Origin of the sequence: Haloarchaeobius salinus (genome assembly GCF_024464185.1) — an archaeon.
Taxonomy (GTDB): Archaea; Halobacteriota; Halobacteria; order Halobacteriales; family Natrialbaceae; genus Haloarchaeobius; species Haloarchaeobius salinus.
This window is the reverse complement of sequence record NZ_JANHAU010000001.1, coordinates 480026-500740: the sequence shown is the minus strand read 5'-3', so window position 1 is coordinate 500740 and position 20715 is coordinate 480026. Positions and strand designations below refer to the sequence as shown.

The following is a 20715-nucleotide window of genomic DNA, read 5'->3' as shown; positions in this document are numbered from 1 at the left end:
TGGCAGTTTTGCCCGTTTCCCGCAGTTCAAGCGCGGCCTTCGCCCCGTTCTGCCGGTGTGAGGGGCGTCGAGCCGTCCGGTGCTACTCCGCGTAGATATCGTCGATGAGCCCGTCGTGCACGTCGATGATGTTCCGGCGCTTCTTCTTCATCGTCGGCGTCAGCAGGTCGTTCTCCTCCGTGAACTCCTCGGTGACCAGCCGGAACCGCTTGATCTGCTCGTAGGTCTCGAACTGCGGGTTGATGCGGTCGACCTCCGCCTGGACCCGCTCGCGGACGTACTCGTGTTCGACGGCCGCCTCGTCGTCGTCGGGCAGTTCGGTGCCGTCCTCCGCCGCCTCGTCGCGGAGCCGTTCGAGGTTCGGTACCATGAGCGCGCCGACGAACTTCTCGCCGTCGCCGACGACCATGCACTGCTCGACGACCGGCGAGGCGGCGAAGGCGTCCTCGATGGGGGCGGGCGCGACGTTCTTCCCGGTCGAGAGCACGAGGATCTGCTTCGAGCGCTCGCGGAACTCGATGTAGCCGTCGGGCCGCAGGTGGACGATGTCGCCGGTGCGGAACCAGCGCTCGCCGTCCAGCTCGGTGAACGCCTCGGTCGTCTCGCCGGGCTTCTCCCAGTAGCCCTCGGTGACGTTCGGCCCGTGGACGAGCAGTTCGCCGACCTGTCCGGGGTCGTCGGCGAACGTCGCCTGCTCGACCACGTCCTCGTCGATGTGGATCTCCTCGTCGACGACCGGCGGCCCGATGGTGCCGATCTTCGGCTCCTCCGGCGGGTTCACCGACACGACGGGTGCGGTCTCGGTGAGCCCGTAGCCCTCCATGATGGGCAGGCCCATCGCGTGGTACAGCGCACAGAGCTCCGGCGAGAGCGAGCCGCCGCCGCTGATGAGGAAGTCGACGTTGCCGCCGAGCGCCTCGCGCACCTTCTGGAACACCAGCTTGTCGGCGAGTCTGGCCTTCGCCCGGAGCGCGACGCCCGGGTTCTCGGCCTCGTAGTACTCGACGCCCACGTCGGTCGCCCACTCGAAGATGCGCGAGCGCAGGTTCGAGGTCTCGGCCTGCTCGCGGATGGCGTCGTAGATCTTCTCGTACACCCGCGGGACGCTCGTCGCGGCGTTCGGCTTCACCGCGTTGAAGTCGTCACGCAGGGTGTCGGGGCTCTCGGCGTAGCCGACGCAGGCCCCCGCGGCGAACATCTCGAAGTGGCCGGCCGTCCGCTCGAAGACGTGCGCCAGCGGCAGGAACGAGACGGTCCGGGTGTCCGCGTCGATGACCGGGAGGTCGCCCTTGTCGGGACGCGGGCCGTAGCGCTTGCGGATCTGGTTGACGTTCGACCGGAAGTTGCCGTGGGTGAGCTGGACGCCCTTCGGCTGGCCGGTCGTGCCCGAGGTGTAGATGAGGCTCGCGAGGTCGTCCCACTCGCGCGAGTCGACCCAGGACTCGTACTCGTCGCGGTCGAAGAGCTCCGCGCCCCGGTCGTGGACCTCGGCGAGCGTGTGGATGTCGTCGCGGTCGTCGTGGCCGTCGAGCCGGTCGATGGAGACGATGAACTCGAGGTCGAGGTCGTCCTCCACCTCCAGCACGCGGGAGAGTGCGTCCTCGTTCTCGACGACGACGGCCGTCGCGTTCGGGTCGTCGAGCAGGTAGCGCACCTGCCGGGCCGACGAGCCCGAGTACACGGTCGTCACGACCGCGCCGGCCGAGAGCAGGCCGAAGTCGCACTGTGCCCACTCCATCCGCGTGTTCGAGAAGATACCCACGCGGTCGCCCGCGCCGACGCCGAGGTCGCGGAAGCCGGCGGCCAGGTGGCGGACGACGGTCCGCATGTCGTCGTAGCTGATGGCGCGGTACTCGCCGTCCGGGGCCGCCGGGACCACCGACTCGGTCAGCGAACGGTCGTAGACCCCACCCTTGAACATCTGTGCCGGACGGTCGGCGTGTCGCTCGGCGCTGTCCTCGAACATCCGGGCGAGGTTCGTCTCACCTGTCACCTCGTCGGTGTACTCTCGCTCCGCCTCCTGCCAGTTCATACCACACCCCTGTACTGCAGGGGGGATAAAAACACCTGAACTTTCGGTCAGTTTCTCCCCGACTGCGCGACCGGCTCAGTCGTCCCGGCTGTCGAGGTACCGGAGCACGCCCCGGACGTTCATCGCCGTCTCGCCGCTGGCCTTGCGCTCGCCCCAGACCTCGGCCATCTCGGTCGTCTCCGCGAAGTGCTCGACGACGGCCTCGTCGTCGCCGAGTTCGTCGCGCTTTGCCGCCACCTCCGCGACCCACGACTCCAGTCTGGCCTCGTACTCGGTGAGCCGGTCGTCGGTCGCCGCGGGCCCGAAGTGCGGGTACAGGAGCGTCGACGGCTCGAACGACCGGATGGTCTCCACGTCGGCGAGCGCCTGTTCGAGGTCGAACTGCGGCGGCGGGCTCGTCTCCCGTACCAGGTCCAGGCTCGGGACGTAGATGCCCGCCGCGTCGGCCGTGAACACGGCGTCGTTCGCCGGGTCGTGGAACACGTGCTGGTGCGGTGCGTGCCCCGGCGCGTGCGCTGCGTGCAGTTCGCGGTCGCCGAGGTCGATGGTGTCGCCGTCGGCCAGGGTCTCGATGCGCTCCTCGGGCACCGGCTGCGGTTCGGTGTACCAGTCTATCTGGTCGCCGACCGCGGCCTTCGTCCCCTCCCAGAGCCGCGACGGGTCCGCGAGGTGGCGCGCGCCGCGCTCGTGGACCCAGACCGTCGCGTTCTCGCACGCGTCGGCGAGGAAGCCCGCCCCGCCCGCGTGGTCGAGGTGGACGTGCGTCACCACGAGGTGGTCGACCGCCTCGGGCGCGATGTCGAGCTCGTCCAGCGCGTCGAGGACGCGGTCGTGATGCGTCCCGATGCCGGTGTCCACGAGCGCGACCTCCGCGGCGTCGAGGACGTACACCGCGCCGTACTCCGCCGTGCCGTACATGCCGGTGTCGACGTAGTACAGGTCCGAGCACTCGCCCGTCGTGACTTCGTTCACGTCGCCTGCTGTCATACGTGGTGGCGCGTGCCGCCGGGTGAAAAGCCTGTCTCGTGGGCGGCCCCGTTCCGGTCGACTCCGGAGACCGGGGAGACCCGGCGCGCCTTGCCACGCTCCGGTACTACTAATCCGCCGCAAACCGAACCACCGTCTATGGCATACGACGGCCCGACACAGCTGTACATCGACGGCGAATGGACAGATGCAGCGTCCGGCGAGACGCTCGAAACCTACGATCCGGCGACCGAGGAGCTGTACGCCGAGGTATCGGCGGCGGGCCCCGAGGACGTGGACCGCGCGGTCGAGGCGGCCGAGGCCGCGTCGGCACACGACAGCGAGTGGAGCCGCATGGGGCCGGGCGAGCGCGGTCAGCACCTGCACGCGATGGCCGACGCCATCGAGGCGATGGACGAGGAGATCGGCCTCGTCGAGTCCCACGACAACGGCAAGACGCCGTTCGAGGCGTCCATCGACGTCGGCATGGTCGTCGACACGTTCCGGTACTACGCCGGCTGGACGGACAAGATCCAGGGCGACACCATCCCGGTCGACGGCCCGCGCCTGAACTACACCCGTCGCGAGCCGCTGGGCGTCACCGCCCACATCAGCCCGTGGAACTACCCGTTCCAGCTCGCCGGTCGCTCGCTCGCGCCCGCACTGGCCGCCGGCAACACGGCCATCCTGAAGCCCTCCAGCGAGACGCCGCTGTCGGCGCTGTACTACGCGAAGGCCGCCGAGGAGGCCGGCCTGCCCGACGGCGTCTTCAACGTGCTGCCCGGCCGCGGGAGCACGGCGGGTGACGCGCTGGCCAGCCACGAGGGCGTCGAGCACGTCGCGTTCACCGGCTCGACCGAGATCGGCAAGCACGTCATGGAGACCGCGAGCGAGCACGTCACCGGCGTCACGCTCGAGCTCGGCGGCAAGGGCCCGCACGTCGTCTTCCCCGACGCGGACCTCGACGCCACGTCGAAGGGTGTCCGCAACGGCATCTTCATGAACTGCGGGCAGATGTGCTGGGCGGGCTCGCGCCTGGTCGTCCACGAGGACGTCCACGACGAGCTCGTCGAGATGGTCTGCGAGATGGCCGAGGCGATGCCGCTCGGCTCCGGCATCGACGACGACGGCCGGATGGGCCCGCAGGTATCGGCCAGCCAGCAGGACGAGGTCCTCTCGTACATCGAGCAGGGCGTCGAGGAGGGTGCGACCGTCGCCGCCGGCGGTGGCGTCCCCGACGACAAGGACGTCGGCCACTTCGTCGAGCCGACCGTCCTGACCGACGTGACCAACGACATGACCGTCGCCCGCGAGGAGATCTTCGGGCCGGTGCTGTCGGTCATCGAGGTGAGCGACGAGGCGGAGGCCATCGAGGTCGCCAACGACTCGCCGTACGGTCTGATGTCCGGCATCTGGACGAACGACATCAAGCGCGCACATCGCGTCGCCGAGCGCCTGGAGTACGGCATGGTCTCCATCAACGAGTACCCGGTCACGTTCCCGCAGACGCCCTTCGGCGGCTACAAGGAGTCGGGCTACGGTCGCGAGCAGGGCGAGGAGGCCATCAAGGAGTACACGCAGGTCAAGAACGTCAACGTCAACCTGTACTGAGACCGGTGGTCACGGGGGCTTCGGTAGAAGGACCCCCGCCGATTCCCAGTCGCTCGGAATCGGCGACCCCCTCTTTTTACTCCGCCGGCGAAGCTACAGAGCGGGCCGAGACATCCGCGCCTATCTGCATGTTCGTTGGACCGGACCGGCTCGGCCCCTGCACCCATCCGGGTCGGACTCCCGACCGACCCGGGGCTGCCTGCTGAATCCACCACCATTCGACTCTCTCTATCTTTCCCGTGCCACTCTTCGGCCGAGTACGTCCCGACGGCCAGCCCCGGCTTCGGGTCCGCATCCGCGTGCGATACGTCGACACACCGGCGGTTCCACCCAATATTGCCGTAACTGAGAGTTATACACGTTTGTAGTAATATGCACCACGTACATGAACGACGACGCCAGCTTCGACACCCGCACGCTCCACGCGGGCGGGGAGCCGGACCCGGCGACAGGGGCCCGCGCGCCCCCCATCTACCAGACCACCTCGTACACGTTCCCGGACGCAGACGACGCCGCCGCCCGCTACGCGCTCGACCGCGACGACCACGTCTACTCGCGCATCTCCAACCCGACGGTCGACCGCCTCGAGGAACGGCTCGCCGCGCTCCACGACGCGCCCGGCGCGACCGCCACCGCCAGCGGGATGGCCGCACTCGACGCGCTGACGCTCGTGCTCGCCGAGGCCGGCGACACCGTCGTCTGCTCGACGGACACCTACGGCGGGACGACCTCGTACCTCTCGAACATCGCACCCCGACGCGGCATCGAGGCGACGTTCGTCGAGACCCTTTCCTACGACGCCTACGCCGAGGCCATCGACGAGGACACCGCCTTCGTCCACGTCGAGACGGTCGGCAACCCGTCGCTGGTGACGCCGGACTTCGAACGCGTCGCCGAGCTCGCCCACGCCCACGACGTCCCGCTCGTCGTCGACAACACGTTCGCGACGCCGCACCTCTGTCGCCCGCTGGAACACGGGGCCGACGTCGTCTGGGAGTCGACGACGAAGTGGCTCCACGGCTCGGGCACGACCGTCGGTGGCGTCGTCGTCGACGGCGGCGACTTCGACTGGGCGGCCGGTGGCTACGACGAGCTCGCCGGCGAGAGCCCGGGCTACGACGGCGTCGACTTCTCCGAACGGTTCGACGCGCCGCTGGCGAAGGCCGTGCAGTACCGGTCGCTGCGCGCGCTCGGCAGCCAGCAGTCGCCGTTCGACGCCTGGCAGACCCTGCAGGGCATCGAGACGCTCCCGCTGCGGATGGACCGCCACTGCGAGAACGCGCTCGTCCTCGCGGAGTACCTCGACGACCACGACGACGTGGCGTGGGTCTCACACCCCGGCCTCGACTCACACCCGACCCACGGGAACGCCAGCGAGTACCTCGCCGACTACGGCGGGATGCTCACGTTCGGCCTGGAGAACGGCTACGCCGGCGGGAAGCGCTTCTGCGAGAACGTCGAACTGGTCTCGTTCCTCGCCAACGTCGGCGACGCGAAGTCGCTCGTCATCCACCCGGCGAGCACCACCCACGCACAGCTGACCGAGGCCGAGCAGCGCGACGCCGGCGTCACGCCCGACCTGCTCCGGTTCTCCGTCGGCATCGAGGACCCGACGGACCTGCTGGCCGACGTGGCGCAGGCCATCGCGGCGGCGACGGGTGACGACGACGGGCCAGTCGGGGGCGACACCGGCCCGGAGGGCTCCCGATGAACGAGCGCGGCGTCGCCGACCTCGGCGAGTTCACGTTCGAGTGCGGCGAGTCCATCGAGAACCTGCAGATCGCCTACGAGACCTACGGCGAGTACGAACCCGCCGACGGCGACCGGCACGCCGGCAACGCGGTGCTCGTCTGCCACGCGCTCACCGGCAGCCAGCACGTCGCCCGGCGACCGGACCGGGGCGTGGACGGCGACGACGCGGGCGACGGCACCGACACCGCCGGCCAGGCCCGTGCCTGGTGGGGCGACGTGGTCGGCCCCGGCAAGGCCATCGACACCACCGAGCAGTTCGTCGTCTGCGCGAACGTCCCCGGCTCCTGCTACGGCTCCTCCGGCCCGCCGACCGAGGGTCCGGACGGCGAGCCGTGGGGCACCGACTTCCCGCCGGTCACCGTCGCGGACTGGACCCGCGCCCAGCGCCGGCTGCTCGACCACCTCGGCGTCGGTCGACTCCGGGCGGTCGTCGGCGGCAGCGTCGGCGGGATGAACGCGCTCGACTGGGCGGTGCGGTACCCCGACGACGTGGACCACGTCGCCGTCGTCGCCGCCGCACCGCGCCTCGACGCACAGTGCCTCGGGCTCGATACGGTCGCGCGCCGCGCCATCACCACCGACCCGGACTGGAACGGCGGCGACTACTACGGCGACGACCGTCCCGACCCCGACGACGGGCTCGCACAGGCCCGCCGCATCGGCCACATCATGTACCTCTCGAAGGCCTCCATGGACGGCAAGTTCGGCCGCCGCTCGGCCGGCCGGGGGCACTCCCGCGAGGTCCCCGACCCCGCCGCCTCGTTCTTCCCGTACCGGGACGTTGAGTCCTACCTCGACTACAACGCCGAGCGCTTCGTCGAGCGGTTCGACGCCAACGCGTACCTCTACCTCATCCGGGCGATGGACGAGTACGACGCCGCCGCCGGCTACGAGTCCGACGCCGCCGCCCTCGGCGCGTTCGACGGCGAACTCCTCTGCCTCTCGTTCACCGGCGACTGGCACTTCACCGTCGCCCAGTCGGAGGGGCTCGCCGAGGCCGCCCGCGAGGCCGACGTGCCCGTCGCCCACCACGTCGTCGACTCCGACCACGGCCACGACGCCTTCCTCGTCGAACCCGAGCGCGTCGGCCCGCCGCTGTCGGACTTCATCGCCGACGGCGTCGCCGGGCAGGCCGTCACCGACACCGCCGAGTCCACCGACGACGGCGACGAGTTCGCCCCCGTCCACACGAGCCTGTTCGGGGACTGACCGGCCGTCGCGGCGTCAGTCCGCGAGGAAGCCGGTCAACAGCTCGCGGAACCGTCCCGGGCGTTCGATGTGCGGGGAGTGCCCGACGTCGGCGAACACCTCCTCGGTGTAGCTGCCGCCCTCGGTGGCGTACGCCTCGAGCACGTCCCGGGTCTGCTCGTTCATCGGCTGCGGCGGGAAGACGTCCTCGCCGGGCCAGTCGGGCAGCTCCCCGGCCTGCCCGAGGTAGCCGGCGTCGAAGAAGGAGGTGTCGGAGACGATCATGTCGGCGTCGCCACGCACCCACAGCACCGGTGGCTTCGGGTCGATGTCGACCAGTCCCGACGTATCGTAGTACTTCGGCGACACCGCGTTGAGCACGCCGTGCTCGCCCGGTGCGACCCCCGGCCAGTGCTCCGACGCGACCGCGTCGCCGGGGTAGTTCCCGTCGCCGACGGCCGTATCGCACATCGCCTCGACGTAGGCGTCGGCGGTCTCGGGGTCGAACTCGTGGGCCGGGCCGACGTAGAAGGCGTGCATCACCGTACGCGGCGACGCGTCGTCCTCGGCGCTCGTGTCGCCCGCGGCGAGGCGCTCGACGAACTCGTCGTTCGCGAGGCCCCCACCGGTGCCGGCGTGGTCCGGCCGGCAGGGTGTCCCGTCGCGGGTCGTCCCACCGAAGCCGTACGGCGACATCGTGCTGACGAGGACAACGTCGCTGAGCCGCTCGGGGTGGTCGATGGCGTACTGCATCGCGACGCCGCCCCCGATGGACCAGCCGACGAGCGCCAGCCGCTCGAGGCCCAGTTCGTCGAACAGCGCGGTCAGGTCCTCCGTGAAGTCGCGGACCCCGCGGGTCGCGTCCACGGGCTTCGTCTCCGAGCCGCCGAACCCGCGGAGGTCGGGCGCGACGACCCGGTAGTCGTCGGGCAGGTCGGCCATCAGCTCCGCCCAGAATCGGGCCGAGGAGACGTTCCCGTGCACCAGGCAGACGGGCGTGCCGTCCGGGTCGCCCGAGACGAGTACGTTCGTCGCCAGTCGCTCGGTCTCGACGCGCCGTGCCGTGACAGCGTCCGGAAGGTCGGATGCCATGGGCCACCTTCGGCCAGCAGGAGTATCAAGACCAGCGGTACCACCCAACACGCTCGTACCCGCCCGCTGGCGTCACTCATAGCGTCAAATCCGGCCGCTACCACCGCGTTACTACCCCCGCCGCCCGTACGAGCGCCCATGACAGACGAGGACTCCGACGAGCGACAGTTCGCCACGGACTCGCTGCACGCCGGACAGGAACCCGACCCGACGACCGGCGCGCGGGCACCGCCGATCTACCAGACGACGTCCTACGTGTTCGACGACGCCGAGGACGCCGCCGCCCAGTTCGCCCTGGAGAAGCCGGGGCACATCTACTCGCGGCTGATGAACCCGACCGTCTCCACCCTGCAGGAGCGCATGGCGGCGCTGGAGGGCGGCGTCGGCGCGGTCGCGACGGCGTCCGGGATGGGCGCGCTCAACCTCGCGACGTTCCTGCTGGCGGACGCGGGCGACAACATCGTCACCGCCTCCTCGCTCTACGGCGGGACGTACACGTACTTCACACACACCGCGCCGCGCAACGGTGTGGAGGCCCGATTCGTGGACACGCTGGACTACGACGCCTACGCGGAGGCCATCGACGACGACACCGCGTACGTCCACTTCGAGACCATCGGGAACCCCGCGCTCGTGACGCCGGACATCGAGCGCATCGCCGACATCGCACACGACCACGGCGTCCCGCTGTTCGTGGACAACACGTTCGCGACGCCGTACCTCTGCCGGCCCCTCGACCACGGCGCGGACCTCGTCTGGGAGTCGACGACGAAGTGGCTCCACGGCTCGGGCACCACGGTCGGCGGCGTCCTCGTCGACGGTGGCTCGTTCCCGTGGGACGAGTACGCCGACGACTATCCCGAGATTGCACAGGAGAACCCGGCGTACCACGGCGTCAACTTCTCCGAGCGGTTCGGCGAGGCCGCGTTCACCTACGCCGCCATCGCCCGCGGGCTGCGCGACCTCGGCAACCAGCAGTCGCCGTTCGACGCCTGGCAGACGATCCAGGGGCTCGAGTCGCTCCCGATGCGGATGGACCGCCACTGCGAGAACGCACAGGTCGTCGCCGAGCACCTCGCCGACCACCCCGAGGTGTCGTGGGTGAACTACCCCGGGCTCGATGACCACGAGACGCACGACGCCGCCAGCGAGTATCTGGACGGCGGCTACGGCGGCATGATAACGTTCGGGCTGGCGCAGGGCTACGACGCCGCCCGGACGACCGTCGAGTCGACCGAGCTGGCGAGCCTGCTCGCGAACGTCGGCGACGCGAAGACGCTCGTCATCCACCCCGCGAGTACGACGCACCAGCAGCTCACCGAGGAGGAACAGCTCGCCGCGGGCGTCACGCCCGACATGGTCCGGCTGTCGGTCGGCGTCGAGGACGTCGGCGACATCGTCGCGGACCTCGACCAGGCCATCGCGCAGGCGACGAACTGAGGAGCACTCGTTTTCGCGGTCTGCAGTCGCAGTTCGCGGTTCGCGCCGCTCTGTTCGCAGGCTCAGAGCACGCCGCGCGCTTCCAGCAGGTCCTGCAGCTCGGCCATCGTCGTCACCGTCTCGTCGCAGGCGGGCGCGACGGCCGGCTTCGGGTCGAAGCCGACGGCCAGCCCGGCCACTTCGAGCATCGGCAGGTCGTTCGCACCGTCGCCGACCGCGACCGTGTCAGCCATGTCGATGTCCAGTTCGGCGGCGTGGGACTCCAGTGCGTCGTCCTTCGTCCCCTCGATGAGCGGACCCTCCACATCGCCGGTCAGCTCGCCGTCGGCGACCGGGAGCCGGTTCGAGACGATGGCGTCGACGGTGACGCCCTCGCGTTCGAGTGCGGCCTCGACGCCACGCTGGAACCCGCCCGTGAAGATGGCCGTCGTCACGCCGGCCTCGTTCAGCGCGCGGACGAGGTCGGCCGCGCCGGGACGCAGGCGGACCTCGTCGAAGGCGGCCTGTGCGTCCTCGTTCGGCAGCCCCTCGAGCAGCGCCGCGCGCTGGCGCAGGCTCTCGGCGTAGCCGATCTCGTCGTTCATCGCCCGCTCGGTGATCTCCTCCATCCGGTCGGCCACGCCGTAGCGGCGGCCGAGCAGCACCGTCATCTCCGAGTCCGAGAGCGTCCCGTCGAAGTCGAACGCGACCAGCGTCATTGCCTCCCCGTTCGCCATCCCCCCCTAAAGGGGTTCAGGTTCCCGCATGGCTGGCCCAGCTGACGACCGCCGACACGCGCGGCCGACTCCGTTGCGCACACCCTTTATGTGTCGACCCGCCGAACTGTCGGCCATGACCGACGACGACTTCGACGGCGTTGCTGACCCCGTGTTGCGCGAGCACCTCTCGACGGTGGACCTCCACGGCGACGACGTGCGCGTCGCCTTCCGCTACGAGGGCGAGTCGTACGACCTGCTGCAGGTCCGCGACGACGTGCGCGCACGGTTCACCGACGAGGAGTTCGAGCGACGGATACAGACGCTCATGATGAAGGGCCTGGGCGACCCGCCGAGCGACGGTTCACTGTTCGACTTCGGCGAACTCGACGCGACGCTGCGCTTCTACGACGCCGTCGTCGTCGCCTTCTTCCCCGACGAGGACTGGTCCGGTGTGGTCGTCGTCGCCGACCGGGCCGACAGCGAGACCGTCGAGCAGACGCTCGAGAGCCTGGAGAACGACGAGCTGTAGTCCCGGCTACAGCGACGTCCACGCCCGCGGGCCGATGTCCAGCCCGCGGACCCGCACCTCGCGGCCGGTCTCGCCCTCGCGCACCTCGACCAGCCCGTCGAACGGCTGCCCGAGCACCGAGTTCGACCGCAGGTCGCCCACGTCCTCGAGGACGAACCCACCCCGGAACCCCGCGTGCTGGACCCGCCCCGTCAGCACGTGCAGGAACTGGTAGACCTGCCGGAGGTCCACGTACATCAACGACGTCGACAGCGTGTGCATCCCCAGCCCGACCGTGTCGCAGGTCTCCTGCAGCTGACGCATGAACTCGGAGGCGCGGATGCCGATACCGGTGAGGTCACCGGGGCTCGAGACGAACCGGTGATGGCCCGTCTGCTGGGGGCGTCCGAACTGCCCGCTCACGCAGTCGACGACCCGCAGTGCCGGCTCCGGTGCCCGCTGTCGGTACTCCCGCTCGACGATCGACGCCCGCTTGCGCGTCGAGACGAACACCGTCCCGTCGGTCGTATCGCCGCCCAGCAGTTCGTACAGCAGTTCCCGCTTGCCCGTCAACGGCGGCCCCGCGACCAGCACGTTCGTTCCCGCCGGAATCGTGTCGAGGGCCGACCCGACCGTCGCTTCCATTGTCCGTTACGGCTACGGCGGGACCCTATTTCAATACACAGCCAAAAGACGGCCTCCTCGTGAACCTCGACAGACTGACACGGAACCAAAAGCACTTGACCGGTACCGGCCAACGGAGAGGTGAATGCTGCTCGTGCTGTGCGTCGACCTCGACGACGACGTGGGCCGCAAGACCGACGTCCGCACGCCGGTCGTCGGCCGTGACGCCGTCGAAGAGGCGGCGGTGAAGCTCGCCACCGCGGACCCCGAGGACAGCGACGTCAACGTCCTGTTCCAGGGGGTCCACCTCGTCGACGAGCTGGCCGCCGAGTCCGTCGAGGTCGCCGCCGTCGCGGGCAACGAGCGCGGCGACGTGAGCGCGAACAGACAGGTCGGCGAGGAGGTCGACGAGGTGCTCGCCGGGCTGTCGACCAGCGAGGAGGTCACCGCGCTCATCGTCACCGACGGCGCGCAGGACGAGTCCGTCATCCCGGTCATCCGCTCCCGGGTGAAGGTCGACGGCGTGCGCCGGGTGGTCGTCCGGCAGGCCCAGGACCTGGAGTCGATGTACTACACCATCAAGCAGGTGCTGAACGACCCCGAGACCCGGGGTACCATCCTCGTCCCCCTCGGCATCCTCGTGCTCATCTACCCGCTCGCGCTGCTGGGCGACCTGCTGAACCTGCCGGGCTCGATGCTGGGGCTCTCCTCGGCGCTGCTCGGCCTCTACCTCATCTCGCGGGGGCTCGGCCTCGGCGAGCGCCTCGACGGGGCCGTCGACCGTGCCCGGCGCGGGCTGTACGCGGGCCGCATGACGCTCATCTCCTACGTCGTCGCCGCGGCGCTGCTCGTCGTCGGCGGCGTCTCAGGCGTCGAACAGCTGGAGGCGGTCCAGGCCACGAGCGCGACCGACCTCACCGCGACGGAGGTGCTCGCGGCGCTCACGTTCGGGGCCGTGCGCTGGTTCGCCGCGGCAGGCGTCACGACCAGCCTCGGACAGATCACCGACGAGTACATCGCCGGCACGCTGGAGTGGCGCTACCTGAACGCGCCGTTCTACGTCGTCGCCATGGGCGCTGTCCTGCACGCCGTCGCCGCCTACTTCCTCCAGTTCATGGTGCTGACGGGAATGGCAGCGGTGCTCACCGGCGGGACGCTGCTTGGGCTGGCGAGCACGCTCGCCTTCGCCATCGCGGAGACGCACTTCTCGGAGCGCGTCGAGGCCGGCTGACTACGACGACTCCTCGACCACGCCCAGCGCGCCGAGCATCTGCTCGACGGCGACCGGGACGACGGTCGCGACGAGCGCCATCGAACCGAAGAACGGGTAGAGCACGAGCACGTCGCTCTCGCCGCCGACCCGGAGCAGGAGAGCGAACAGGAACGTCGTCGAGGCGAACATCCCGAGGAGCCACGCCGGCGACCCCTGTTCGATGAACCCGTACGCTGGGACCGCGGCCTGCAGGAGGACGACAACGACGCCGAGGGCTGCGAACGCCACCGCCGTCTCGGGCGGGGACATGTCGAGGAACGTCTGTGCTCCTGTCCGCGCGGCGAAGTACACCCCGAGCGCGAGGAGGCTGTACGCGACGCCGACGACTGCTGCGACAACGGGCGGCCGCGACTCGCGACTGCCGAGCACGGCGACGACCGCGACGGCGACCGCGGCCACACCGACCGCGGCCGCGAGCGTCGCGAGGTCGGACCCGAGCACGGGCTGCGGAGAGCCTGGCATCGTCCCGCGGTTCACCCGAGGCCGTTGTAAATCTCCTGCAGTCGCGCGCGACGACCGCCCCCCTACCGCTCGCGGACGACGACGAACCGCGCGAGGTCCTCCAGGTACTCCCTGGCGTCGGTGTTGCCCGATTCGACCGTCGACAGCGCGTCGAGCGCCGCGTTCGCCTCGGCCTTCGCGCGCTCGTTCGCCGCCTCGGGCGTGAGGTCCGTCACCTGCACCACCGAGGGGCGGTCCATCTCGGCGTCCTGTCCGGTGGGCTTGCCGAGGTCGTCGGCGTCGGCCGTCGCGTCGAGCACGTCGTCGCGGATCTGGAACGCGACGCCGACCCGTTCGGCGTACTCGCCGAGCGCCTCGACCGTGTACGCGTCGGCGTCGGCCGCGACCGCACCGAGTTCCGCGGCGGCACGGAACAGCGCGCCCGTCTTCCGGCGCGCCAGCTCCATGTACTCCCGCTCGTTCGTCGGCTGGGCGGCGAGCTCGGTCGCCTCGCCCTCGCCGAGTTCGACCATCGCCTCGGAGACGATCTGCATCGCCTGCGGGTCCGACGAGAACAGCGCGAACGCCTCGCCGAGCAGGCCGTCCGAGGCGATGATCGCCGGGCCGTAGCCGTACTCGGCCCACGCCGCCGACGTGCCGCGACGGACCTCGGAACGGTCGATGATGTCGTCGACGACGAGCGACGCGTTGTGGACCAGCTCGATACCGACCCCGAAGTCCACGGCGTCCTCCGGACAGCCGCCCGCGGTCTCGCAGGCCAGCACCGTCACCGTCGGCCGCACCCGTTTGCCCCCCGAGAGCGAGACGTGTCGCAGCTCGTCGGCGAGCTCCGACGGCTCGACGGCGTCCAACACCTCGACGAGCCGGTCGTCGACCAGCTCGCGCCGACGCTTCAGGAACTCCATCGCGAGAGCGTTGGGAACGCCGCGAAAAGTAGGTGACGGAACACGCCAACCAGCAATCATTGCCGCGAAGCGGCGGGTTCCAGCCCTCAGGCGCTCGAAGCGCCCGGTCCGGTGGTCACTCGAACTCCTCGATGAGCGCGGGGACGACGTCGAACAGGTCGTCGACGATGCCGTAGTCCGCGATGTCGTAGATGGGCGCGTTCGGGTCCGTGTTGATGGCGACGATGGTGTCGCTGCCCTTCATGCCGGCGACGTGCTGGACCGCCCCGGAGATGCCGATGGCGATGTAGACGTCGGGCGTGACGACCTTCCCGCTCTGTCCGACCTGGCGGTTCTTCGGCAGCCAGCCGGCGTCGACGATGGGACGCGAGGACGACAGCGTCGCGTCGAGCGCGTCCGCGAGGTCACGCACGAGGTCGAGGTTCTCCTCCTCCTCGATGCCGCGGCCGATGGAGACGAGCACGTCCGCCTCGCTGATGTCGACGTCGCCGCCGCCGACCTCCTCGAAGCCGGTGACCGTCGAGCGCACGGCGGACTCGTCGACATCGGCCTCGAACGCCTCGATGTCGGCGTCGCCGGTGTCGTCGGTCACGGGCCACTCGGCACCGCGGATGGAGACGGCGACCTGGTCGGCCTCGACCGCGGTCGTCGTCTCGACCTTGCCGCCGTACATCTCGCGGGTCGCCGTCAGCGTCGACCCGTCGACCCCGATGTCGACGACGTCGCTGACGTACGCGAGGCCGAGCCGGTTCGCGACGGCCGGCGCGTAGTCCAGACCGTTGACCGAGTTGGGCATGAGCAGGAACTGCGGTTCCACGGCGTCGAACAGCTGCGTGACGACCTGTGCGTACACGTCGTGGTTGAACTCCTCGCCGTCCTCGACGGTGTGGACCGTGTCGACGCCGTCGAGCTGGAGCTGCTCGCCGAAGCGCTCCGTGTCGCCGGAGATGACGGCGACGTGGAGGTCGCCACCGGTCTCGGCGGCCAGCTCGCGGCCCGCCGTGACGAGTTCGAACGAGATGTCGCGGAGCTCGCCGCGCCGGTGGTCGGCGATGGCCAGGACGTCGGTCATCGGCTCTCACCTCCGGTGAGAGCGATGACGTCGTTGCGCGCGAAGCGTGCAACGGAAATCATTGTGCACCCACCCCCTTCTCGCGGAGCAGGTCAGCGAGCTGTGCCGCCTCCTCTTCGGGACCGCCCTCGAAGTAGGTCGCGTCGCTCTCCGTCTCGGGTTCGTACATGTCGGTGAGTGTGAGTTCGTTCTCGACGGCCGCGGCGTCGAGGCCGAGGTCGCCGAGCGTCTTCGGCGCGATCTCCTTGCGCTGTGCCTGCCGGATACCCCGGAGGCTGGCGTAGCGCGGCTCGTTGATACCCGTCTGGATGGTCAGGACCGCCGGAAGCTCGACGTCGGTGAGCTCCTCGACGCCACCCTCCAGCTCGCGGCGGACCGACGCGGTGCCGGACTCGACGGAGTCCTGGTCGAGGTGGTTCACGACCGCGGCCCACTCGAAGCCGAGCGCGTCGGCCAGCGAGACGCCGGTCGCGCCGAAGCCGTCGTCGTCGGCCTGGACACCGGAGAGGACGAGGTCGGGGTCCTCCTCCTCGACGACCTTCTCGAGGATGGCGGTCTTCGCACCGACGTCGAGCAGGTCCGCACCCTCCAGCGCGTCGTCCCAGACGCGGACCGCGCGGTCCGCCCCCTTCGCGAGCGCCATCCGGATGGTCTCCTCGGCCCGCTCCGGACCGATGGTCACGGCGACGACTTCGTCCGCGATGCCGGCCTCCTGGAGCTGGACGGCCTCCTCGACGGCGTAGTCGTCCCACTCGTTGAGGTCGTATTCGAGGTACGTCTCGTCGATGGACGTGCCCGCGATCTGGAACTCGTCCTCGACGGCGGCCACCTCCTTGACGGTAACGAGAACTTTCATCGTCAGGAGCTAACGCTGCCCCCTACGTAAATGGTTACGAAACCGCCCGTCCGCGGAGAACCGTTTCCGGCCGCGTGCGCTCAGACCTCGTCGTCGAACTCGCCGAGGCTCTCCCCGGGGAGCGTGATGAGGTTCTCGCGGCCGATGCGGAGCTTCCGTATCTCCTCGTCGTCGGCCATCCCCGACAGCAGCTGTGACACCTTCGCGTTCGACCAGCCCGTCTCCTTGACGATGTTCGCCTGCTTCATCCGGCCGCCGTTGTCGTCGAGCAGGCGGAGCACGCGCTCCTCGTCGGAGAGCAGCTCCTCGTCGATCTCGTCGGGCTCGTCGGTCCCAGCTGCCGCGGCAGCCGCTTCGTCGGCGTCGTCCGCTCCGTCGGTGGGTTCGTCCTCCGACGCGGCCATCGCGCCGGTCGCACCCCCGTCGCTGGTCGGGCCGTGACCGCCGTTGGGCGTCGCCACGGAGTCGCCGTCGTCGGGCCGGTCGGACTGGCGCTTCGCGAACATGTACGCGCCGCCGGCCGCGCCGGCGACGAGCACGCCGACGAGCCCGACGAGCACGAACGGGGACAGCCCCTCCTCGTTGGGGTTCGGGCCGGGGTCCGTCGGCGTGCTCGTGTTCGGGGGCGCGAGCTCGAAGTACGTCGCCTCCAGGTAGCCCGGCTCGAACGTCACCGGGCCGTCCCACACGAGCGTCCCGTTGTCCGGGCCCTTGTCGTCGGGCGAGTTGCGGATGCCGTAGTTCGTCGGGCTGTTCAGGACGAGGCGCTGGTCGTCGTACAGCTGGTTGAACCACGTCTCGTTCTCCGTCCCGAAGGCGTCACCGACGCTGACAGTGTTCCCCTGCACCGCCGCGAAGTTCGTCCAGACGAAGGAGTACGTCAGCTCGCCGACGTAGGTCGTCGTCTCGTTCCCGGTCTCGTTCGTCGACCGCGTCGTCCGCGTCGTCGTCCTCGCTTCGGGCATCTCCCGCTCCTCGATGCTGACGTCCTCCCAGCCGGCGGCCTCGATGGTCATCTCGCGGTCCGTCCACGACTGGGCCTGGTCCGCGAACCGCTGGAACGTCGCACGCGAGAGCTGGACGTCGCCCGTCCCGGCCGCCACGTCGTCACCGAACCGCTGGAACGCCTCCGTCTCGTTCGAGGAGTTCAGGATGTAGCGGTAGGTCACGGACCAGCGGGCGTCGCCCGAGGCCGTCACGTTCACCTCGTAGACGACGTGCGGACTCGCCTCGGCGAACGGTGTCCGATCCGAGTCCTGGTACGTTGACAGTTCGGTCGGCGCGGAACCGGTGCTCGACGCGCCGACGGCGGGGGCGACGACGAGCGAGAGGGCGAGGAGGGCGACAGCGAACGCGGAGAGTGACCGCATACGACTGCACGTGGAGGCTCATAGGAAAAAACGCTTTCCATCCTGATAAAACGTCAGACGGCGTTATGAAACGTCTCATGGGTTCTCCCGTCTCGTTGTCGGCCGAGTGTCCCTAAGCATCCAGGTCGACCACTTTTTGTATCCCGACTGTGTACGTGCCGGCGATGACGCGTCTCACGCTCGCCCTCCTCCTCACCCTCCTCGCCATCGCACCGGTCGCATCGGTGGCCGGCGTGGGCGGCGGCGCACCCCCACTCCCACCCGACGACGCCGACGACGCGCCCGCGGCGACCGCCGAGTCGCCCGGGACCGTCGTCACGATACAGGCGAACAACACCACACGACGGCTCGACCTCCCGACGGTCGACCGCGCGACGTACTCCTCCCCCGGACTTGACCTCGCGAGCACCGCCGCGGTGACCGGACAGGAGCTCGACCAGGGCCTCCGCTTCGAGTACCTCTCGGTCCGCGTCGAACATGTCGGCTCCGCGGCACAGCGGCGGGCCATCGCGGACGCGGAGGTCGAACGGCTCAATCGGGCCATCGACGAACTGCGAGACCGGGAGTGGGAGGTCCTCCTGGCGTACGGGAACGGCGAGATCGGGGAGCGCGAACTGCTGCACCGCCTCGCCGTGGTCCACTCGCGCGCCGCGACCATCCAGGCAGCAGCGACACGGCTCGAGGAAGACGGAGCCGACTTCAACGCGGACGACCTCCGGCGTCGGGCGGGCGAACTCCAGACACCGATCCGGGCGCAGATCCGTGACGCGTTCACCGGACAGGCGGACACGTCGTTCCGGGTCCACGTCCGTGGGTCGACGCAGGGAGTCGTGCTACAGGCGCTGTCGGAGTCGCGCTTCAGCCGCGACCACTATCGCGAAGCGATCCGGTTCGACAACTACGACGAGGGGCCGAACACGTTCAGCCTGAACGCGTTCCTCGACATGCTCAACGACCGGTACCCGTACGTCACGACCTACGACGCCGACCTCGACGAGACGACCGACGGCACGAACGTCTACGTCAACTCACACGACCAGGGAGACATCCGGCTCTACAACGACGGCCGCACCGAGGGCGTCTACCGGGAGTACCAGTCGCTCCGGCTGAGTGACCTCCCGCGCAGCAGCCGCCTCACCGAGACGGAGAACGGGACCACGGTGTCGGTCCAGCTGACGCCGAACGGCGGCCCCGCGAGGGTCGTCGCGACGAACGCCCTCACCGGCAACACCGTCTCCGCGGAGGTCGTGGTCGACGGCAAACGTGTCGGGCAGACCAGGTCCGGCGGCAGCCTCTGGATACTCCAGCCGTCCGCGGCGTACACCATCACGGTCCGGACTCCCGACGGGACGGTCACCGTTCCCATCGACCCCCCCGAGACGACGACCAACGCCAGCGTCTCGGCCTGACCTTCTTGTCGGATGCCGCACCCAGACCGGGCGTGCTCGCCGCTCGTGCCGTCAGTCCGGTCGTCGGGATCGCACTCCTCCTCGCGCTCACAGTGGTCACGTCGAGCGTCGTCGCCGTCGGCGCGCTCGACCTCGCGACCGAGCAGACGGCACCACCGCAGGCGACGTTCGACGCGACGGCGGACGCGTCGACGGGCCGGGTCACCATCACGCACCGCGGCGGCGAGGCCATCGACGTGGACGAGCTGGAGCTCGTCGTCACGGTCGACGGCGAGGAACTGCGCCGGCAGCCACCCGTGCCGTTCTTCTCCGCGCGCGGGTTCGTCTCCGGGCCGACCGGGCCGTTCAACGTGGCGGCCGACCAGCGCTGGACGGCGGGCGAGTCGGCGAGCTTCGCGATCGCGGGGACGAACGGTCCGGTCGTCTCTCACGGGGCCGTCGTCGTCGTCACGCTCGTCGTCGAAGGAAACATCGTCGCGAGCGTTCGGTCGGTCGCGGCGGGTCGGACCGGACAGCGGTCGGCGGCCCTGCGGGAGGACAGGTCCGGTCAGTCGGCGGCCTCGTCGGGTTCGATGCTCTCGCTGCCGCTGTCCCGGTCACCCGCCATGTCGGGCGTGACTTCGTCGTCGGGTTCGACGCTCTCGCTGCCGCCGTCCCGGTCACCCGCCATGTCGGGTTCGGTCTCCTCGGCAGGGCTGGTGCCGTCGGTCTCCGGGTCACCCGGCACGCGTGCAATCGTCGTGATCGCGACGTCCGGGTCGTAGCTCGGCCCCATCAGTCGATGCCTGATGTCCTCGAGCCCGGCCGCGTGGAACATCTCGTCCGCCTCCTCCTCGTCGTAGAACAGCATGATGGCGTCGGCGATCTTCTGCATGACCGTCGTCTTCGGGTAGTTGGGCCCGACGACGAGGATCTGCCCGCCGGGCTTGACGACGCGTCGGAACTCCCGGAGTGCGCGGACCGGGTTCGGCCAGTACTCGATGGAGCCCGAGGACCAGATGATGTCGAAGCTGTCGGTCGCGAACGGGAGCCGTTCGGCGTCCCCCATGTGGAAGTGGACGGGGCCGGTGCGGCCGAACTTCGCGTACGCCTTCCCGAGCTGGTGTGGCGACTGGTCGAGCGCCCAGACCTCCTCGACGTTCTCGTGGGCGAGCAGCCCCTCCGTCGCGAAGCCGGTGCCACAGCCGACGTCGAGGATACGGTCGCCCGGCTGGATGTCCAGCATCCCGATGGCCTCGGTGCGCATCTCCTCGTTCCAGATGAACGGGTTGATGGTGTCGTACACCTTCGAGAGATACTTGTAGAACAGGCGCGCCCGCGCCTTGTTTTCGAGGATACCCATTGGTCGGGGGTTGGGAACGTCGGCACAAAGTTCTGTCGTGACGACGCGAATCGGCCGTCGAGGGGGCCGACACCTTTCGCAACTACCTTATAGGCGCTGTGTAAACTCTCGACTG

The 20715-nt window shown here is 69.7% G+C and carries 18 protein-coding genes and 1 pseudogene; 8 read left to right on the top strand and 11 right to left on the bottom strand.

What is annotated here, in order from left to right; all coding sequences use genetic code 11:
• Nucleotides 1–82: 82 nt before the first annotated feature.
• Both NO345_RS02495 and NO345_RS02490 read right to left on the bottom strand, forming a co-directional pair.
• Nucleotides 83–2032 carry an AMP-dependent synthetase/ligase gene (locus tag NO345_RS02495; protein ID WP_256296187.1) on the bottom strand — a complete coding sequence of 650 codons (1950 nt, stop codon included), beginning with the start codon at nucleotides 2030–2032 and terminating at the stop codon, nucleotides 83–85.
• Nucleotides 2033–2107: 75 nt separating this feature from the next.
• Nucleotides 2108–3019, bottom strand: coding sequence for an MBL fold metallo-hydrolase (locus NO345_RS02490; RefSeq protein ID WP_256296185.1), 912 nt, complete (start codon nucleotides 3017–3019; stop codon nucleotides 2108–2110).
• A 138-nt stretch (nucleotides 3020–3157) separates the two neighbouring features.
• On the opposite strand from NO345_RS02490, the gene NO345_RS02485 reads away from it, so the two are divergent.
• The 3 genes from NO345_RS02485 (at nucleotide 3158) to metX (ending at nucleotide 7570) form a co-directional block, all read left to right on the top strand.
• Nucleotides 3158–4609 (top strand): aldehyde dehydrogenase family protein, encoded by a 1452-nt coding sequence (locus NO345_RS02485; RefSeq protein WP_256296183.1) that lies wholly within the window; start codon nucleotides 3158–3160, stop codon nucleotides 4607–4609.
• Between the two features lie 385 nt (nucleotides 4610–4994).
• The gene (locus NO345_RS02480; protein WP_256296181.1) at nucleotides 4995–6320 is read left to right on the top strand and encodes an O-acetylhomoserine aminocarboxypropyltransferase/cysteine synthase family protein; all 1326 of its coding nucleotides are present in this window, start codon (nucleotides 4995–4997) and stop codon (nucleotides 6318–6320) included.
• The gene (gene metX / locus NO345_RS02475) at nucleotides 6317–7570 is read left to right on the top strand and encodes a homoserine O-acetyltransferase MetX (protein ID WP_256296179.1); all 1254 of its coding nucleotides are present in this window, start codon (nucleotides 6317–6319) and stop codon (nucleotides 7568–7570) included. Before NO345_RS02480 ends, metX begins: the two co-directional genes overlap by 4 nt.
• Before the next feature lie 15 nt (nucleotides 7571–7585).
• Here the strand turns inward: metX and NO345_RS02470 are convergent, their stop codons facing one another.
• Entirely contained in the window at nucleotides 7586–8641 is a 1056-nt protein-coding gene (locus NO345_RS02470; RefSeq protein WP_256296177.1) for an alpha/beta fold hydrolase, read from the bottom strand.
• Between the two features lie 138 nt (nucleotides 8642–8779).
• Between NO345_RS02470 and NO345_RS02465 the strand changes: the two genes are divergently transcribed.
• Nucleotides 8780–10081 carry an O-acetylhomoserine aminocarboxypropyltransferase/cysteine synthase family protein gene (locus NO345_RS02465; RefSeq protein WP_256296175.1) on the top strand — a complete coding sequence of 434 codons (1302 nt, stop codon included), beginning with the start codon at nucleotides 8780–8782 and terminating at the stop codon, nucleotides 10079–10081.
• Nucleotides 10082–10143: 62 nt separating this feature from the next.
• On the opposite strand, the gene serB is transcribed toward NO345_RS02465, so the two are convergent.
• Entirely contained in the window at nucleotides 10144–10779 is a 636-nt protein-coding gene (serB, locus tag NO345_RS02460) for a phosphoserine phosphatase SerB (RefSeq protein ID WP_256296173.1), read from the bottom strand.
• Nucleotides 10780–10912: 133 nt separating this feature from the next.
• On the opposite strand from serB, the gene NO345_RS02455 reads away from it, so the two are divergent.
• A complete protein-coding gene (locus NO345_RS02455; protein WP_256296172.1) occupies nucleotides 10913–11308 on the top strand; it encodes a DUF7522 family protein in 396 nt (131 codons plus the stop codon).
• Between the two features lie 6 nt (nucleotides 11309–11314).
• Here NO345_RS02455 and NO345_RS02450 read toward each other — a convergent pair whose 3' ends face one another.
• On the bottom strand, nucleotides 11315–11932 hold the full coding sequence (locus NO345_RS02450; protein WP_256296170.1) for a DUF7504 family protein: 618 nt from the start codon (nucleotides 11930–11932) through the stop codon (nucleotides 11315–11317).
• A 124-nt stretch (nucleotides 11933–12056) separates the two neighbouring features.
• On the opposite strand from NO345_RS02450, the gene NO345_RS02445 reads away from it, so the two are divergent.
• Nucleotides 12057–13142, top strand: a complete 1086-nt coding sequence (locus tag NO345_RS02445; RefSeq protein ID WP_256296168.1) for a DUF373 family protein — start codon at nucleotides 12057–12059, stop codon at nucleotides 13140–13142.
• On the opposite strand, the gene NO345_RS02440 is transcribed toward NO345_RS02445, so the two are convergent.
• The 5 genes from NO345_RS02440 to NO345_RS02420 all read right to left on the bottom strand — a co-directional run bounded on the left by NO345_RS02440 (nucleotide 13143) and on the right by NO345_RS02420 (nucleotide 17849).
• The gene (locus NO345_RS02440) at nucleotides 13143–13646 is read right to left on the bottom strand and encodes a hypothetical protein (RefSeq protein ID WP_256296167.1); all 504 of its coding nucleotides are present in this window, start codon (nucleotides 13644–13646) and stop codon (nucleotides 13143–13145) included.
• Nucleotides 13647–13708: 62 nt separating this feature from the next.
• Nucleotides 13709–14551: a polyprenyl synthetase family protein gene (locus tag NO345_RS02435; protein ID WP_256296166.1), complete on the bottom strand. Its 843-nt coding sequence runs from the start codon at nucleotides 14549–14551 to the stop codon at nucleotides 13709–13711.
• Between the two features lie 115 nt (nucleotides 14552–14666).
• Nucleotides 14667–15623: an electron transfer flavoprotein subunit alpha/FixB family protein gene (locus NO345_RS02430; RefSeq protein ID WP_256296163.1), complete on the bottom strand. Its 957-nt coding sequence runs from the start codon at nucleotides 15621–15623 to the stop codon at nucleotides 14667–14669.
• Between the two features lie 58 nt (nucleotides 15624–15681).
• The gene (locus tag NO345_RS02425; protein ID WP_256296162.1) at nucleotides 15682–16479 is read right to left on the bottom strand and encodes an electron transfer flavoprotein subunit beta/FixA family protein; all 798 of its coding nucleotides are present in this window, start codon (nucleotides 16477–16479) and stop codon (nucleotides 15682–15684) included.
• Between the two features lie 80 nt (nucleotides 16480–16559).
• Entirely contained in the window at nucleotides 16560–17849 is a 1290-nt protein-coding gene (locus NO345_RS02420) for a helix-turn-helix transcriptional regulator (RefSeq protein ID WP_256296161.1), read from the bottom strand.
• A 164-nt stretch (nucleotides 17850–18013) separates the two neighbouring features.
• Between NO345_RS02420 and NO345_RS02415 the strand changes: the two genes are divergently transcribed.
• Together NO345_RS02415 and NO345_RS02410 are read left to right on the top strand one after the other, a co-directional pair.
• Nucleotides 18014–19258 carry a DUF7096 domain-containing protein gene (locus NO345_RS02415; RefSeq protein WP_256296160.1) on the top strand — a complete coding sequence of 415 codons (1245 nt, stop codon included), beginning with the start codon at nucleotides 18014–18016 and terminating at the stop codon, nucleotides 19256–19258.
• A 32-nt stretch (nucleotides 19259–19290) separates the two neighbouring features.
• A complete protein-coding gene (locus NO345_RS02410) occupies nucleotides 19291–20022 on the top strand; it encodes a type IV pilin domain-containing protein (RefSeq protein WP_256296159.1) in 732 nt (243 codons plus the stop codon).
• On the opposite strand, the pseudogene NO345_RS02405 reads toward NO345_RS02410, so the two are convergent.
• Nucleotides 19980–20600 (bottom strand): annotated as a pseudogene (locus tag NO345_RS02405) (methyltransferase domain-containing protein); the annotation flags it as partial. The gene NO345_RS02410 and the pseudogene NO345_RS02405 overlap by 43 nt on opposite strands.
• Between the last annotated feature and the right edge of the window lie 115 nt (nucleotides 20601–20715).